The organism is Mycobacterium appelbergii (genome assembly GCF_032883035.1).
Classification (GTDB): domain Bacteria; phylum Actinomycetota; class Actinomycetes; order Mycobacteriales; family Mycobacteriaceae; genus Mycobacterium; species Mycobacterium appelbergii.
Genome location: NZ_JAMQTH010000017.1, coordinates 124449 through 140535 on the forward strand (window position 1 = coordinate 124449; position 16087 = coordinate 140535).

Sequence of the window (16087 nt, forward strand, 5' to 3'; positions counted from 1 at the left end):
AAGCGATCCCAACACATAGGCTGGCCCGATGCGCCCCGCTCTGTCCGACTACCAGCATCTGGCCAGCGGCAAAGTCCGCGAGCTGTACCGCATCGACGAGGAACACCTGCTCTTCGTCGCGACCGACCGCATCTCGGCCTACGACTACATCCTCGACTCGGAGATCCCCGACAAGGGCCGCATCCTCACCGCGATGAGCGTGTTCTTCTTCGACTATGTCAGCGCGCCCAACCACCTGGCCGGGCCGCCGGATGACGAGCGCATCCCCGCCGAGGTGCTGGGCCGCGCGCTGGTGGTGCGGGAGTTGAAGATGCTGCCGGTGGAATGTGTGGCCCGGGGATACCTGACCGGGTCGGGGCTCATCGACTACGAGAAGTCCGGTTCGGTGTGCGGCATCCCGCTGCCACCGGGGCTCGGTGAGGCCAGCAGATTCGCCGAGCCGCTGTTCACCCCGGCCACCAAAGCCGAGCTTGGCGAGCATGACGAGAACATCTCGTTCCCTGCGGTGATCGAGCTTGTCGGCCCGGTGCTGGCCAACCAGCTGCGAGAGCGCACGCTGCAGACCTACCTGCAGGGCGCCGATCACGCGTTGACGAAGGGAATCATCATCGCCGACACGAAGTTCGAGTTCGGAGTCGACCAGTCTGGCAACGTGGTACTCGCCGACGAGGTGTTCACCCCGGACTCCTCGCGGTACTGGCGGGCGGACTCCTATCAGCAGGGTGTGGTGCAGGACAGCTTCGACAAACAGTTCGTGCGCAACTGGCTGACCGGGCCGGAGTCCGGCTGGGACCGCCACGGTGAAACCCCGCCACCACCGTTGCCCGACGAGATCGTCGCGGCCACGCGGGATCGGTACATCGAAGCCTATGAACGGATTTCGGGACTGCGCTTCGCGGATTGGATCGGCGGATGACCATGAAACCACCGACCGCCAAGCGTGCCAATCACCGGCGCGAGCACCACGGTGACGTGTTCACCGACCCTTATGAGTGGCTGCGTGACAAGGACGATCCCGAGGTGATCTCCTACCTGGAGGCGGAGAACGACTACGCCACACATGCCACCGCACACCTGGAACCGCTGCGGCAGAAGATCTTCGACGAGATCAAAGCCCGCACCAAGGAGACTGATCTGTCGGTCCCCATGCGTCGCGGTGACTGGTGGTATTACGCGCGCAGCTTCGAGGGCAAGCAGTACGGGGTGCATTGCCGGTGCCCGGTGGCCGACCCGGACGACTGGGCGCCGCCGAAGCTCGACGAGCACACCGAGATACCCGGTGAGCAGGTGCTTCTCGACGAGAACGTCGAAGCCGACGGACATGACTACTTCGCGTTGGGTGCGGCGTCTGTGAGCCTGGACGGCAATATCCTGGCGTACTCGGTCGACGTGTTGGGCGACGAGCGATACACGTTGAAGTTCAAGGATTTACGCACCGGCAAGTACTACGATGACACGATTGTGGGCATCGGCGCAGGCGCCACCTGGGCGGCCGACAACCACACGATCTACTACACCACCGTCGATGACGCCTGGCGGCCCGACACCGTGTGGCGACACCGGCTCGCTGCCGGACTGCCTTCCGAGAAGGTGTATCACGAAGCGGATGAACGGTTCTGGGTCGGCGTGGGACGCAGCCGCAGCGACAAATATCTGTTCATCGCGGCGGGTAGCGCCGTCACCTCGGACATCCGCTACGCCGACGCCAACGATCCGCACGCCCCGTTCACCACGGTGTGGGAACGCCGCGATCTGGTCGAGTACTCCGTCGAGCACGCCGTGGTCGGGGGCGAGGACCGGTTCCTGATCCTGCACAACGACGGTGCGGAGAATTTCACTCTGGTCGAAGCCCCGGTCGGTGACCCCGCTGCGGTTCGTACCCTCATCGCGCACCGCGACGATGTGCGGCTGGACGCGGTCGACGCGTTCGACGGGTTTCTCGTGGTCAGCTACCGCAGCGAGGCGCTGCCGAAGATCCAGCTGTGGCCGATCGACGCCGACGGCGCGTACGGCGGGGCCCAGGAGCTGACGTTTGAATCGGAGCTCACCGCGGCCGGGCTCGGCGGGAATCCCAACTGGTCCTCGCCGAAGCTGCGCATCGGCGCCACCTCGTTCGTCACCCCCGCACGGGTCTATGACCTCGATCTGGCCACGGGAGAGCGGACGTTGCTGCGCGAGCAGCCGGTGCTCGGCGACTACCGTCCGGAAGACTATGTGGAGCGCCGTGATTGGGCCACTGCGCCCGATGGAGCGAAGGTGCCGATCTCGATCATCCACCGAGCCGGTCTGCAGTTCCCGGCCCCGACCCTGCTCTACGGGTACGGCGCCTACGAATCGTGTGAGGATCCCCGGTTCTCGATCGCGCGGCTGTCACTGCTGGACCGTGGGATGGTGTTCGCCATCGCCCATGTCCGTGGTGGTGGCGAGCTGGGCCGGCCGTGGTACGAGCACGGCAAGTTGTTGGAGAAGAAGAACACCTTCACCGATTTCATCGCGGTGGCTTCCCATCTCATCGCCGCGGACGTGACACGGGCGCAGAATCTGGTCGCGCTGGGCGGCAGTGCTGGTGGGCTGCTGGTGGGCGCCGTTGCCAACATGGCGCCGGAACTGTTCGCCGGGATCCTCGCCCAGGTGCCGTTCGTCGATGCGCTCACGACGATCCTCGACCCGAGCTTGCCGCTGACCGTCACCGAATGGGACGAGTGGGGAAACCCGTTGGAGGACGCCGACGTCTACCGGTACATGAAGTCCTATACGCCGTACGAGAACATCACGGCGCAGGATTATCCGGCGATCCTGGCGATGACCTCGCTCAACGACACCAGGGTCTTCTACGTCGAGCCAGCCAAATGGGTTGCCGCACTGCGGCATACCAAGACCGATGATCATCCGGTGCTGTTGAAGACCGAGATGACGGCCGGGCACGGTGGCATCAGCGGCCGCTACGAGCGCTGGAAGGAGGCGGCGTTCCAGTACGCCTGGCTACTGGCCGCCGCCGACCGCGACAACTACGGCAGCGGCCAGGTACACAGCCTCTTCGGCGGTCCGGACACCTAGCTGTACTGACCTGAGAGGTTAGGTACGCGGCTGGCGGGTGGTTGACCCCCGAGTGCGGTGTGGCCGCGGTGGTAATTGTAGGTGTGCAGCCATCGTGGGTACTCGGCGCAGCGTTCGGCGTCGCTGGTGTAGAGCCGGGCGTAGGCCCATTCGTCGGCCAGGGTGCGGTGGAAGCGTTCGACCTTGCCATTGGTTTGGGGCCGATACGGACGGGTGCGGCGATGTTCGATGTCTCCGAGCGCGTCACGGAAGGCGTGAGATCGGTAGCAGGACCCGTTGTCGGTCAGCACTTTTCGGACTGTTATGCCCCACTGTTCGAACCAGGCGTTGGCGCGGGTCCAGAACTCTGCGGCAGTCTCCTTGCGTTCATCGGCGAGCATCTCGCTGTAGACCAACCGGGAGTAGCCGTCGATCGCGGTGTGCAAGAAGTGGTGCCCGCGCAATGGATGGCGGTGTTTGCTTTGTCGTCCTGAACTTTTGTCCGCTTGCGAGTTGCGATTGCCGGCGGTGCGGCCCAGCATCCGCCAGCCGCCACCGGCGGGGATCTTGCCGAGCTTCTTGACGTCGACGTGGACGAGATCCCCGGGCTGCGCCGACTCGATGCGCCGGGTCACCTGTCCGGTCGCGCGGTCCAGCCAGCGCAGTTTAGCCAGGCCGTAGCGAGTCAGGACGCGGTGCACTGTCGAAGGTTGCAACCCCAGCAGATAGGCGATCCGGGCTGGGCCCCACCGGCGGAGTACGCGGACTTTGATGATTCGCCGCTCGGTGCGGGTCGGGGTTTGGTTCGGGCTTCGGTGCGGTCGTGAGCTGCGATCAGCCATCCCGGCCGGGCCCAGTTCGCGGTAGCGGTCGGCCCAGCGCGCCGCCGTGCTCACCGCGACCTGGAACCGTTCAGCGGCTCGCCGCAGCGGCCACCCGTCCTCGACGACGCAACGAGCCAGGCGCAGGCGACCGGTTTCTGACAAAGGGGCATTACGGTGGGACACGAAGACCTCCGGAGTGAGTTGGTGCGTTCCTAGACAGCTCGCACTTCACTCGGAGGTCTTCGTTATGTCACCACGCCACGCCGTACCTAACGTCCGTGGTCAGTACACCTAGCCGCGCGGTCATCGACTTCGGCGGGTTCGGCATCCGGGCGGCGTAGATGTTGGCCGGGTACATCGCGAGCATCAGCACGATCAGGCACACCGCGGCGGCCACGCGTGTGGGTGGGTAGAGCAGTCCTGCGGCGCCGGCCAATTCGAGGATGCCGGTGATCGTCACGAGCAGTCCGGGCGTCGGGAGCCGGGGCGGCACGATCGCGATCATGTCCCGTCGCAGCGGGTTCACGAAATGCGCGCCGCCGGTCATCACGAACATGCCGGCCAGGCCGACGGCGATGGCCTCGGGCCAGCTGTCGAGGTAGGCCACACCGAACAGCCCGATCACCCGGGCGGCCGCGCTGCCGAGCGCCAGGGTCAGGAAGACCGCCATCACAACCTCCATCTAGTCAGCGACAAGATTGACCGTACGCAATATCTAGTCGATGTCAAGATTGCCGGATAGGATGACCCTCATGAGCTATCACCACGGGGATCTGAGGGCCGTGATCCTGGAACAGGCTGCGAAGCTCGTCGCGCAACGGGGCGCCGACGGCATCTCACTGCGCGAACTCGCCCGTGCGGCCGGGGTCTCCCACGCCGCACCGGCACACCACTTCACCGATCGGCGTGGACTTTTCACCGCCCTGGCCACCGAAGGGTTCCGGCTGCTGGCCGCGGCGCTCACCGATGCGCGCCCGCATTTCATCGACGCCGCGCGCGCCTACGTCCAGTTCGCGATCGACCACCCCGGGCATTACGCGGTGATGTTCGATACCTCGCTGTACGACGACATCGACAGCGGGCTCATCGCCGCGCAGACCGCCGCAGGCGCCGAGCTGAACCGCGGTGTGGGGACGCTGGCCGACGCCAAGGCCAAGGCGGACCCGACAGGCGCGGCCCTGGCGGCCTGGTCGCTGGTGCACGGATTCTCGCTGCTGTGGCTCAACGGGGCTGTGGCATCGGAAGACCCGGTTGCCTCCGTCGAGCGCATCGGCCGGATTCTGTTCGACGAGTAGTGCGGTAGCGTGCGGCCATGACCGATACGCCGCTGACCGACATCGCCCTGGAAACTCTTGACGGCAAGCCGACCACACTGGCCGAACTGGCCACCGGTGCCGCACTCGTGGTCAACGTGGCCTCGAAATGTGGCCTCACACCGCAGTACAGCGCGCTGGAGAAGCTCGCGCAGGATTATGGTGATCGCGGTTTCACGGTCATCGGGGTGCCGTGCAACCAGTTCATGGGTCAGGAGCCGGGCAACGCCGAGGAGATCCAGACCTTCTGCTCCACCACGTACGGCGTGAGCTTCCCGTTGCTGGCCAAGACCGACGTCAACGGCCCGGACCGGCATCCCCTCTACGACCAGCTCACCAAGGCCGCCGACGGCGATGGCGAAGCCGGCGACATCCAGTGGAACTTCGAGAAGTTCCTCCTTGCCCCCGGTGGGGCAGTGGTCAACCGGTTCCGGCCCCGTACCGAACCGGACGCCCCCGAGGTGGTCGCGGCCATCGAGGCAGTCCTGCCGGGCTAGCCGGGAGGCAGCGCCGAATCGACACTCTGTGTCAGAGTGTTCGAAACCGTTGCGACACCTGACGTTGCCACACTGGTGGCGTGACCGGACAACTGATCGTGTCGATATCGCAGATCAGCGAACGCACGCTGGCCGACGTCGACTCATTCTGCGCCGAGCTGGACTCCCGCGCAGTGCCCGCCTCGTTGCTGGTGGCGCCGCGGCTCAAGGGCGGCTACCAGCTGGACCGGGACGCACCGACCGTGCAGTGGCTGGTTACCCGCCGTGCCGCGGGCGACGCCGTGGTCCTGCACGGCTTCGACGAGGCCGCCACCAAGAAGCGGCGCGGGGAGTTCGCCGGCCTGCCCGCTCACGAGGCCAATCTGCGGCTGATGGGCGCCGACCGGGTGCTCGAGCACCTCGGCCTGCGCACCAGGCTGTTTGCGGCGCCGGGGTGGACGGTCTCACCGGGCACTGTCACCGTGCTGCCGCGCAACGGTTTTCGATTGCTGGCCGGACTTTCCGGCGTCACCGACCTGGTACGTCACACCACGGTGCGCGCCCGGGTGCTCGGTATCGGTGAAGGTTTTCTGACCGAGCCATGGTGGTGTCGGACATTGGTGCTCGCCGCAGAGCGGACCGCGCGTCGCGACGGGGTGGTGCGGGTTGCCGTCGCGGCCAGACACCTGCGCAGGCCAGGACCGCGCCAGGCCATGCTCGACGCGATTGACCTGGCTTTGCTGCATCACGCCGAGCCCACGGTCTATCAATGGCAACCCTATCCGGCACTGACCGACGCCGCCTGACACGCGCTACCCTTGCGTCTCATGGCAGATGCCGACGTCATCGTGGTGGGAGCGGGTCTGGCCGGGCTGGTCGCCGCAGCTGAACTGGTCGCCCGGGGGCACCGGGTGCTCATCGTGGACCAGGAGAACGCCGCCAACCTGGGTGGGCAGGCCTTCTGGTCGTTCGGGGGACTGTTCTTCGTCGACAGCCCCGAACAGCGAAGGCTCGGTATCAAGGACAGCCAGGAGCTGGCCTTGCAGGACTGGCTGGGCACCGCCGGATTCGACCGACCCGAGGACCACTGGCCCAGGGAGTGGGCACACGCCTACGTCGATTTCGCGGCGGGAGAGAAACGCAGCTGGCTGCGGAACCGTGGGCTGCAGACCTTCCCGTTGGTGGGCTGGGCCGAACGCGGTGGTTATGACGCGCTGGGACATGGCAATTCGGTGCCACGGTTCCATATCACCTGGGGTACCGGCCCGGCGCTCGTCGACATCTTCGCCCGGCGGGTCATGGGCAATGCCCGGGTGCGGTTCGCGCACCGCCACCGCGTCGACGAACTGATCGTGTCCGACGGTGCGGTGACCGGGGTGCGGGGCTCGGTGCTGGAACCGACGGATGCCGCCCGGGGTGTGGCGACGTCACGGAAAGCTGTCGGCGACTTCGAGTTCCATGCGTCGGCGGTGATCGTGGCCAGCGGCGGTATCGGGGGAAACCATGAGCTGGTGCGCCGCAACTGGCCGGCCCGGATGGGCCGGGTGCCCGAACAGCTACTCAGTGGTGTGCCGGAGTACGTCGACGGCCGAATGATCGGCATCGCCGAAGTCGCAGGCGGGCATGTCATCAACAGCGACCGCATGTGGCACTACACCGAGGGCATCACCAACTACGATCCGATCTGGCCGGACCACGGCATCCGCATTCTGCCGGGCCCGTCGTCACTGTGGTTGGACGCCAATGGCAAACGTCTCCCGGTGCCGCTGTACCCGGGCTTCGACACGTTGGGCACCCTCGAGCACATCTGCCGGACCGGGCAGGACTACACCTGGTTCATCCTCAATGCGCGGATCATCGCCAAGGAATTCGCGCTGTCCGGGCAGGAACAGAACCCCGATCTGACCGCCCGCAGCGTGCGGGACGTGCTGGCACGGGTACGCCCCGGCGCGCCCGCCGCGGTGCAGGCGTTCGTGGATCGTGGCGTGGACTTCGTCAGCGCGAACTCTCTGCGGGAGCTGGTGGCGGCGATGAACTCGGTACCCGATGTCGAACCACTGGACTACGCCACGGTGGCGGCGGAGGTGACCGCGCGTGATCGTGAAGTCGCCAACAAATTCACCAAGGACGGCCAGATCACCGCGATCCGTGCGGCGCGCAGCTATCTCGGTGACCGGTTCAGCCGGGTCGTCGCCCCGCATCGCCTCACCGATCCGAAAGCGGGGCCCCTCATCGCGGTGAAGCTGCACATCCTGACCCGAAAATCGTTGGGCGGACTGGAAACCGACCTCGATTCCCGGGTTCTCAAATCCGACGGCACCGCGTTCAGCGGCCTGTACGCCGCCGGCGAAGCCGCGGGATTCGGCGGCGGTGGGGTGCACGGCTACCGGTCGCTGGAGGGCACCTTCCTGGGAGGCTGCATCTTCTCCGGCCGGGCCGCGGGGCGCGGCGCGGCCGCGGACATCGCGTAGGGCTAGAACTCCGTACCGTTTTCCTCGTCGAGCACCTGGAAGTCGGTGTCGGTCATCTCGGCCAGGCGTCCGTAGTAGATGCCCCGCGCGTTGGGCTCGATGATGCCCTGGTGGATCGGCACGGCGCGCGCCGGAGCCACCGCCCGTAGAAAGTCCACTGCCTCCGAGACTTTCATCCACGGGGCCGCCGCCGGGGTGGCCAGCACATCGACGGGTTCGCCGGGCGCGAACAGGGCGTCGCCGGGGTGCATGAGACGCGCGGCATGCTCGTCGTCCCCGATCAGGTACGAAATATTGTCTATCACGGGTATTTCCGGGTGGATCACCGCGTGCCTGCCGCCGGCTCCGCGCACGTTGAGGCTGCCGATGGCGAACTCGTCACCGACGTGCACCGCCTGCCAGGGCGGGCCGAGCTGAGCCGCGGTCTGCGGGTCCGCGTACAGCGCGGCCTGCGGGTTGGCGTCGATCAGCGCGGGTAACCGGGTGGTGTCGGCGTGATCGGGATGTTGATGGGTGATCAGGATCGCCGACAGCCCGGTGATGCCCTCGAATCCGTGCGAGAAATTGCCCGGGTCGAACAAGACCGTGGTGTCCGCGATGCTGGCCAGAAGGCACGAATGTCCGAAATGCGTGAGTTGCATACCTATATTGTTGCCCTCGGTGGCTCGATTGATGCGGATGTTCTCGGTGACGGCGCTCGCTGTCTGTGGGTTTGTCGGCGTGCCCGGCGTGGCGTGGTCGCAGCCGATGGACTGCCCGCCGATGTGCGACCGCATCCCGGCATCGGCGTGGATCGCGGCTTCGGACATCCCGTTGTACCGCGAGTACCGCTGGCCGGGACTGGCCGGGGTGGCAGTGACCGCGGCAGCACCCCGGTTCCGGTTCGAGGAGGACTGCGCGACGCCACCGCCGTTCGGCGATCCGCGGGCCTTCGCAGTGGCCGCGCGTGCGGTGGTGCCGCAACCAGCGGGGCAGTGGCAGCTGCAGGTCCAGGTGTTGCACTGGCGGGGTGAGACCTGGCGCGGCGGCCAGTTGGCCACCTCGGCCGTGCAGACCGCCGCCGGGGCTCTGCGCGCCTGTCAGTTGAGCTCCCCGCAGAGTTCACCGTCGGTCACCACCGACGTGCCGGGTCGGCTGGCCGCAGTGATCAGCCTCGGTGACAACCGGGTGCTGCATCAATATTTGCTGGCTGATCCCCGTAACAGCACCGTCGTCGAACTGGCGATGTGGTCAGCGACTCCTCCGCGCGTTCCGTGGCCGACCATTGTTGATAGCCGGGTGCTCGACGCCATGGCCGCCCCACTGTGCTCCGCCTACATCGGGTCCTGCCGGTAGAGTGTGCGCCGTGGCAAAGGTGGTTGTGCATGTGATGCCCAAGGCTGAGATCCTCGACCCGCAAGGGCAGGCGATCGTCGGGGCGCTCGGCCGGCTCGGGCATGCGGGTATCTCCGACGTGCGGCAGGGCAAGCGGTTTGAGCTTGAGGTCGACGATTCCGTGGCGGACGAGACACTCGCCGAGATCGCTGAATCGCTGTTGGCAAACACCGTGATCGAGGAGTTCTCGGTCAGCCGGGGCGATTCGTGACCACCCGGATCGGCGTCATCACCTTTCCCGGCACGCTCGACGACATCGACGCGGCCCGGGCGGTGCGTCTTGCCGGAGCCGAGGCGGTCAACCTCTGGCACGCCGACGCTGACCTGCGCGGTGTCGACGCAGTCGTGGTGCCCGGCGGCTTCTCCTACGGCGACTATCTGCGCTGCGGCGCCATCGCGAAATTCGCCCCGGTGATGGGTTCGGTGATCGAGGCCGCAGGCAAGGGCATGCCGGTGCTGGGCATCTGCAACGGCTTTCAGGTGCTGTGCGAGGCAGGCCTGCTGCCAGGGGCGCTGACCCGCAACGAAGGGCTGCACTTCATCTGCCGCGACGTCTGGCTGCAGGTCGCGTCGAACACCGCCGCCTGGACCACCCGCTACGAGGTGGGCGCCGATCTGCTGGTGCCGCTGAAATCCGGAGAGGGCCGTTACGTGGCCTCCGAATCGGTGCTCGACGAACTCGAAGGCGAAGACCGCGTGGTCTTCCGTTACCGCGAGAACCTCAACGGGTCGATGCGCGACATCGCAGGCATCTGTTCGGCCAACCGTCGCGTCGTCGGCCTGATGCCCCATCCCGAACACGCCACCGAGGCACTGACCGGTCCGTCCGACGACGGGCTGGGGCTGTTCTACTCGGCATTGGATACGGTGCTCGCAGCTTAGGCACGCTCGCAATTTGGTGCGCTTACCCCCGCGTGCCTGATGTTAGATTCAAGTCGATCAGTCGTGTGCTAAGACAGAGCTTGCGAAGCTGAAACACCGTACGGGGGCCCGATGTTAGTCGATCCGCAGCTTCTTCGTGCCTTTGCCGTTCAGGTCGATTCTGCCGCTGCCAATATCCGTGAATCGGATACGGGGATGGCGGCAAGCGCGGGGGCTGACGGGCTCCCGGGATCGACGACACAGTGGACGGCTCGCGAGGTGGGCGCCCATCTGGATCAGGTGCTGATGGATATTGCCAAGGATGTATCGGCTGTAGGCGTGGCGATCCGTGGTGCTGGTGATCGGTACGAGGTGGACGACGGCGCACTCGCTGGTGGCTTCAAAGGACTGTTCTAAACGTGTTGCCGTCGCGTTCGCGGTTGATCACCTGGAATCCGGATTCACTGTCGACCGCCGCAGCATCAATCAGTTCCGCTGGCGCGTCTGTCTACGGTGCGGTGCGCAATCTCGACGATGGGGTCAATCGACTGGACGAGACGCGCACGTGGTCAGGAAAAGCGCATGACGCAGCGGCGGCAATGTTTGGCCGGGCAACTGACAGATCGTCGCGTTTCAAGGACTACACCGAGGCTGTTGCCCGCGCCTTGAACGGTGGTAGCGGCTCGATCGGCAGGGCTCGCACTGCGCTTTTAAACAAGGCCGACGAAATTGATCAAGGCGAACTGAACGTCACCGACCAGTGGGTGGTGTTGATCGATCCAGCAGGCATGTCTGCGGAAAAGGCCGCCGATTTACAGCGCGCAGCAGAGGCAGCACAAGGTGAGATCAACCGTCTGTTGACCGCAGTTGGAGAGGCAGACCAAGAAACTGCGCAGAACCTGCTGCTGGCGAGAACCGGTTCGGATACTGGTGGGGCTTTCAACGATGTGCAGGTTCCCGGGCCGAGGGTTATCCCTGCCAGTCCCGCTGACGAGGTGCCGGACCCGAGCACCGATGATGGCAGGAAGTTGCAGGAAGTGACACGGGCCGGGGACATGGCAACGACTGTCCGTGATATCAGCGAGACTGAGGATGTCAAGGGAAACAAAGTCACGACATTTACAATGCTCGATGGTGGCAAACAGGTGATTACCGAGTACACGGAATCGCTGCCCAGCGCGATGTTATATCCCGAAGGGACCGTGGAGGTCGAGCAAATAGACAAGAACGGGAACTATGTGTCAGAGAGCTTGACGATTCCTCGGGAGGACGGCACCAAATTCACCGAAATTTGGTACGCGGGCGGTACGAAGGTCACGATATCTGAGGGCGCCGACGGTCACTGTTCCGGTGGGGTAATAACTGCCGACGGTAGGCATGGTGTTTTACCTGACGAGTTCTTCACCAATCCGATTCCGACGGCTGCTGGCGCGACGTTTTCCGGGCTCGAAAAGCAAGCGGATCGTGGCATTCCGAAGCTGAGCGCCGAGGCGCTCGAGGATGTGAGAGTCGGTTCGAAATTCGGCGGTCCAGCGATCGGCATTGCTACGGCGTTGTATGACTTGACCTCTGCGGAGAATCTGCACGATGCCTGTGTCGCAACTTTCTCAGGGGCCGCGGGCGTCGCGGGAAGTCTCGTCGGCGGTCCGATGGGAGCGGCCGCCGTTTCAGCGATGGGTCTTCCAATGCTGGCGCCAGTGGGCGCGTTCTTCGGAGACGCGGTGGGCGGTTTGGCGTTCGGATATGTTGGGGGAATCGTCGGAAACATCGTGTGCCCGCCATGAGTGTTCCAGCATTTTTCGGAGGGTTACTGTTCGGTTCCATGGGAATCGCTGCCACTGTTTGGGCGGTCCTCAGCGTATCGCGAGCCGAGTATTTGACTGCAGTGGTCGTAGTCGGATTTGCAGTGCTTTGCCTTGGGTTTTCGGCGCCATTAGTGAAAGTGGTCTCGGGGAAGGTTTCTCCACGAGTAAAGTGGGATCGCGAAGGAACGACGATCAGGCCAGATCGGGCCATCGAAATTCCAGCTGTCGCAGGGACGTTCAGTGGGGTTATTGCAAGCATATTGTTCTCGGTGCTCTTCCCGTTCGGCAAGATTGATCTCCCGGTACCTCACAGCCTTCGGTTCGCTCTTCCGTTCACATGTGCGATGGCCGCGGTTGTCGGCCTTCCGATCTTGTGGCGGATATTCCGATTGCGAGGCTTGTACCGCTTGCATATGACGCCGGACGGATTCGATATCTACAGCGGAGGCGGTCCGCGCACCGGAGCCTGGCCGCAAGTTCTTGACGTCACTGATGCTGTGCCCGGACGGACCGCTGCAGATGACCCCAACACGGTCGTGATAGTGCTGAAAGATCACAGCGTGATCAAGCTTCCTGGAGCCTCATTCACGTCTGAGGGTCGCGCATTACGCAGGTTCGTGCACTTCTACTGGCAGCACCCCGACTGCCGCGACGAGCTCACTGACGGTAAGGCACTCGCACGCCTTGAGAACGAAGACTTCCGGGCCGCGTCCTAGTAACTCGCTAACGTGTTTGGGCTTTTGCCTCGTGCGTGCTGCGCATTCGTCGGCACTCACGCTCACTTGCAGCTTAGGCACGTGCAAGGGTCACGCGGTGAGGGCGACCGAGGCTTCCGCGGTGTAGCACAGGAACGTCATCGTCTCCTGCATGTACAACTGCACGCTCTCGGCGTCATGGGACAGGTAGCCGATCGACACGTCGGTGCCGAGTTGCAGGTCGAAATCGCCGCCGCGGGTGGACAACACGAACGCGCCGTCGATCGCGGGCGCCCAAATGATGTCGCCGTCGACGAGCCGGCTGAGGTGCTCGCGAATCGGATAGCCGTGTGCGGTGGTCTCGCTGACTTTGGTGTAGACCTCTGCCGACAGCAGCACCGAATACGGCCCGTCCACGCCGGCCAGGCGCAGCTCCGAAAGGGCCTGGGCGATCACGTCGGGAATCTCGCGGGCATCGTCGGGCAGCGCCAGCGCCGGATTCGAACTGGAGCTGCGGATACCTTCGATCGATGCAGCCGGGTAGCCCTCGAAGATGGCCCGGTCCTCCACGAAGGCCAGCTTCTTGGCGGCGTCCTTGACCGGATCCCAGTCGGAGTCCTGCGATCCGCGTTCGACATCGTCAATGTCCTTACGCAACACCGTGAACGGCACCCGCAGCCGCACCAGGGGCCTGCTGTCCCTCAGGTGTGCCACCACGCCGTCACCAGGTGGGCTCACATCAAGGAGGTGACCGGTGCTGATCGCCGCGGTCACCGGACCGCCGGGCTCGCTGACGTCGACCACCCGTCGACCCGCGATGTGTCGCTTGAACGTCCTGCCGGCTTCCAACTCGATCTCGGCCCAGGCGACCTCGGTGATCGGGGCGAGCCCGCGGTACAGGTTGTTCATTGCGGTGTTCCTTTCAGGCTACCGATTGCCAGTGAATTGTCGTGCGCCGTGCGATCCGCCAACTCACCGGCCGGAATCGGAAGCGGCGGTGGATCATCGAGGAAATCGATGGTGGGGACGAAAAACATCCCGCCGGTGACGGCGGTGGAGAAATCCAGGATCCGGTCGGTGTTGCCGGGCGGGTCGCCGATGAACATGTTTGTCAGCATGCGTTCGGTCACCACCGGGGTGCGGGAGTAGCCGATGTAGTACGTGCCGAACTCGCCTTTGCCGATCTCGCCGAACGGCATGTTGTGCCGGATGATCTTGAGTTCGTTGCCGTCGTCATCCTCGATGACGTTCAGCGCGACGTGGGAATTGGCGGGTTTGACCGCGTCGTCCAGCTCGATGTCGTCGAGTTTGGTGCGGCCGATCACCCGCTCCTGCTCCTCGGTGGACAACGAGTTCCAGGACCCCATGTCGTGCACGTACTTCTGCACATGCACGTAGCAGCCACCGGTGAAGTCCGGGTCCTCATCGCCGATCTGGCTGGCCGAGACCGCCACCGAACCGTCGGGATTCTCGGTGCCGTCGACGAAACCCATGAGGTCCCGGTTGTCGAAGAACTTGAACCCGTGCACCTCGTCGACGACGGTGATGGCACCGGCCATCGACTCGACAAGCTTGGTGGCCAGCTCGAAGCACACGTCCATCGACTCGGCCCGCAGATGGAACAACAGGTCGCCCGCCGTGGCGGGGGCATGGTGGCGCGGCCCGCTCAGTTCCACGAACGGATGCAGTTCCGCAGGCCGGGGACCGGAGAACAACCGGTCCCACGCCGCCGAACCGATGGAGGCGATCGCCGACAGCCGTTTGCTCGGATCGCGGAATCCGATGGCCCGCACCAGGCCCGAAATATCGGTCAGTCCGTCGTGGACCGTCGCCTCCTGCCCCTCGTCGATCGTGGCGACCAGGAAGATGGCGGCCGGTGTCAACGGCGCCAGAACCGGCTGGGGTTGTGGTGCAGGCACATGTGGACCCTAACGCGGCGCGCGTCGAAATCCCCGTCAAGATAGAGATATGGCAGCCAGCCCCCAGAACCTCTGTGAGTTCATCGACGCATCGCCGTCACCGTTTCACGTATGTGCCACCGCGGCGGGAAGGCTGGCAGCGGCGGGTTTCACCGAACTCGCCGAAACCGAGGCCTGGCCGGCCGGCGGCCGGTTCTTCACCGTGCGGGCGGGGTCGCTGGTCGCCTGGCGCAGCGGTGACGGACCGTTCCGAATTGTTGGAGGCCACACCGACAGCCCGAACCTGCGGGTCAAACAGCATCCGGACCGGGTCGTCGCGGGCTGGCAGGTGGTGGCACTGCAGCCGTACGGCGGGGCCTGGCTCAATTCCTGGCTGGACCGCGACCTGGGGCTCAGCGGCCGGCTCTCGGTGCGCAGCGGCACGGCAGCGGGCGGGATCGCGCACCCGCTCGTCCGGATAGACGAGCCGATCCTGCGCGTCCCGCAGCTGGCCATCCACCTGTCCGAGGACCGCAGGGGGGTCAGCCCGGACCCGCAGCGTCATCTCAACGCAGTGTGGGGCCTGGGGGAGCGGCCGGGGTCGTTCCTCGGTTTCGTGGCCGAGCGGGCCGGTGTCGCCGAGGCCGACGTGCTGGGCTTCGACCTGATGACCCACGACCTGGCGCCGTCGGCCATCACCGGTGCCGGTCGCGAGTTCGTGAGCGCGCCGCGGCTGGACAACCAGGCCACCTGTTATGCGGGGCTGGAGGCGTTTCTGGCCGCTTCGGCGTCGGACACCGGGCACACACCGGTGCTGGCGCTTTTCGACCACGAGGAGGTCGGCTCCACCTCGGACCACGGTGCGCAGTCCGAGCTGCTGCCGACCGTGCTGGAGCGGATCGTGCTCGCCGCGGGCGGGAGTAGGGAGGATTTCCTGCGCCGGGCGGCCGGGTCGATCATGGCTTCCGGTGACATGGCACACGCCACCCACCCCAACTACCCGGACCGCCACGAGCCCGGCCATCAGATCTCCGTCAACGCGGGCCCGGTGCTCAAGGTGCAGCCGAATCTGCGCTACGCCACCGATGGGCGCACCGCGGCGGCCTTCGCCCTGGCCTGCGAGCAGGCCGGGGTCGGGCTGCAACGCTACGAGCACCGCGCCGACCTGCCGTGCGGATCGACGATCGGGCCGATGGCCTCGGCACGCACCGGCATCCCCACCGTCGACGTCGGTGCCGCCCAGCTCGCCATGCATTCGGCACGGGAATTCATGGGCGCGGCCGACGTCCCCGCCTATGCGGCGGCATTGCAGGCTTTCTTGTCACCGGGCTGAT

18 protein-coding genes are annotated in these 16087 nt (G+C 65.4%); 13 read left to right on the forward strand and 5 right to left on the reverse strand.

Going from position 1 to position 16087, the window contains the following annotated elements; translation table 11 throughout:
- The first annotated feature begins 28 nt into the window (after positions 1-28).
- Positions 29-916 carry a phosphoribosylaminoimidazolesuccinocarboxamide synthase gene (locus tag M1247_RS31110; protein ID WP_317160274.1) on the forward strand — a complete coding sequence of 296 codons (888 nt, stop codon included), beginning with the start codon at positions 29-31 and terminating at the stop codon, positions 914-916.
- On the forward strand, positions 913-3057 hold the full coding sequence (locus M1247_RS31115) for a S9 family peptidase (RefSeq protein WP_317160275.1): 2145 nt from the start codon (positions 913-915) through the stop codon (positions 3055-3057). Before M1247_RS31110 ends, M1247_RS31115 begins: the two co-directional genes overlap by 4 nt.
- Here the strand turns inward: M1247_RS31115 and M1247_RS31120 are convergent.
- Both M1247_RS31120 and M1247_RS31125 read right to left on the reverse strand, forming a co-directional pair.
- Positions 3054-4043, reverse strand: a complete 990-nt coding sequence (locus tag M1247_RS31120) for an IS481 family transposase (RefSeq protein ID WP_317160276.1) — start codon at positions 4041-4043, stop codon at positions 3054-3056. The genes M1247_RS31115 and M1247_RS31120 overlap by 4 nt on opposite strands.
- A 67-nt stretch (positions 4044-4110) precedes the next feature.
- The gene (locus M1247_RS31125) at positions 4111-4530 is read right to left on the reverse strand and encodes a DoxX-related protein (protein ID WP_317160277.1); all 420 of its coding nucleotides are present in this window, start codon (positions 4528-4530) and stop codon (positions 4111-4113) included.
- 82 nt (positions 4531-4612) lie between these two features.
- Here M1247_RS31125 and M1247_RS31130 point away from each other — a divergent pair, with 82 nt between their 5' ends.
- From M1247_RS31130 to M1247_RS31145, 4 genes are all read left to right on the forward strand, one after another.
- Positions 4613-5155, forward strand: coding sequence for a TetR/AcrR family transcriptional regulator (locus tag M1247_RS31130; protein WP_317160278.1), 543 nt, complete (start codon positions 4613-4615; stop codon positions 5153-5155).
- Positions 5156-5172: 17 nt separating this feature from the next.
- Entirely contained in the window at positions 5173-5670 is a 498-nt protein-coding gene (locus M1247_RS31135; RefSeq protein ID WP_317160279.1) for a glutathione peroxidase, read from the forward strand.
- A gap of 80 nt (positions 5671-5750) precedes the next feature.
- Positions 5751-6455 (forward strand): DUF2334 domain-containing protein, encoded by a 705-nt coding sequence (locus M1247_RS31140; protein WP_317160280.1) that lies wholly within the window; start codon positions 5751-5753, stop codon positions 6453-6455.
- 21 nt (positions 6456-6476) lie between these two features.
- On the forward strand, positions 6477-8120 hold the full coding sequence (locus tag M1247_RS31145; RefSeq protein WP_317160281.1) for an FAD-binding dehydrogenase: 1644 nt from the start codon (positions 6477-6479) through the stop codon (positions 8118-8120).
- A gap of 2 nt (positions 8121-8122) precedes the next feature.
- Here the strand turns inward: M1247_RS31145 and M1247_RS31150 are convergent, their stop codons facing one another.
- Positions 8123-8761: an MBL fold metallo-hydrolase gene (locus M1247_RS31150; protein WP_317160282.1), complete on the reverse strand. Its 639-nt coding sequence runs from the start codon at positions 8759-8761 to the stop codon at positions 8123-8125.
- A gap of 31 nt (positions 8762-8792) precedes the next feature.
- On the opposite strand from M1247_RS31150, the gene M1247_RS31155 reads away from it, so the two are divergent.
- The 6 genes from M1247_RS31155 (at position 8793) to M1247_RS31180 (ending at position 12876) form a co-directional block, all read left to right on the forward strand.
- Complete coding sequence (locus M1247_RS31155; protein ID WP_317160337.1) at positions 8793-9455, forward strand: ATPase; 663 nt, start codon at positions 8793-8795, stop codon at positions 9453-9455.
- Positions 9456-9465: 10 nt separating this feature from the next.
- Complete coding sequence (purS, locus tag M1247_RS31160; RefSeq protein WP_317160283.1) at positions 9466-9705, forward strand: phosphoribosylformylglycinamidine synthase subunit PurS; 240 nt, start codon at positions 9466-9468, stop codon at positions 9703-9705.
- Positions 9702-10376, forward strand: a complete 675-nt coding sequence (gene purQ / locus M1247_RS31165) for a phosphoribosylformylglycinamidine synthase subunit PurQ (protein ID WP_317160284.1) — start codon at positions 9702-9704, stop codon at positions 10374-10376. Before purS ends, purQ begins: the two co-directional genes overlap by 4 nt.
- Positions 10377-10487: 111 nt before the next feature.
- Positions 10488-10772, forward strand: a complete 285-nt coding sequence (locus M1247_RS31170) for a type VII secretion target (protein WP_317160285.1) — start codon at positions 10488-10490, stop codon at positions 10770-10772.
- A 2-nt stretch (positions 10773-10774) separates the two neighbouring features.
- A complete protein-coding gene (locus M1247_RS31175; RefSeq protein WP_317160286.1) occupies positions 10775-12139 on the forward strand; it encodes a hypothetical protein in 1365 nt (454 codons plus the stop codon).
- A gap of 434 nt (positions 12140-12573) precedes the next feature.
- The gene (locus tag M1247_RS31180; RefSeq protein ID WP_317160287.1) at positions 12574-12876 is read left to right on the forward strand and encodes a hypothetical protein; all 303 of its coding nucleotides are present in this window, start codon (positions 12574-12576) and stop codon (positions 12874-12876) included.
- Between the two features lie 90 nt (positions 12877-12966).
- Here the strand turns inward: M1247_RS31180 and M1247_RS31185 are convergent, their stop codons facing one another.
- Positions 12967-13764 carry a family 1 encapsulin nanocompartment shell protein gene (locus M1247_RS31185; protein WP_317160288.1) on the reverse strand — a complete coding sequence of 266 codons (798 nt, stop codon included), beginning with the start codon at positions 13762-13764 and terminating at the stop codon, positions 12967-12969.
- Complete coding sequence (locus M1247_RS31190; RefSeq protein ID WP_317160289.1) at positions 13761-14774, reverse strand: Dyp-type peroxidase; 1014 nt, start codon at positions 14772-14774, stop codon at positions 13761-13763. Before M1247_RS31190 ends, M1247_RS31185 begins: the two co-directional genes overlap by 4 nt.
- Positions 14775-14823: 49 nt before the next feature.
- Here M1247_RS31190 and M1247_RS31195 point away from each other — a divergent pair, with 49 nt between their 5' ends.
- Positions 14824-16086, forward strand: coding sequence for a M18 family aminopeptidase (locus tag M1247_RS31195; RefSeq protein WP_317160290.1), 1263 nt, complete (start codon positions 14824-14826; stop codon positions 16084-16086).
- Position 16087 lies beyond the last annotated feature (1 nt).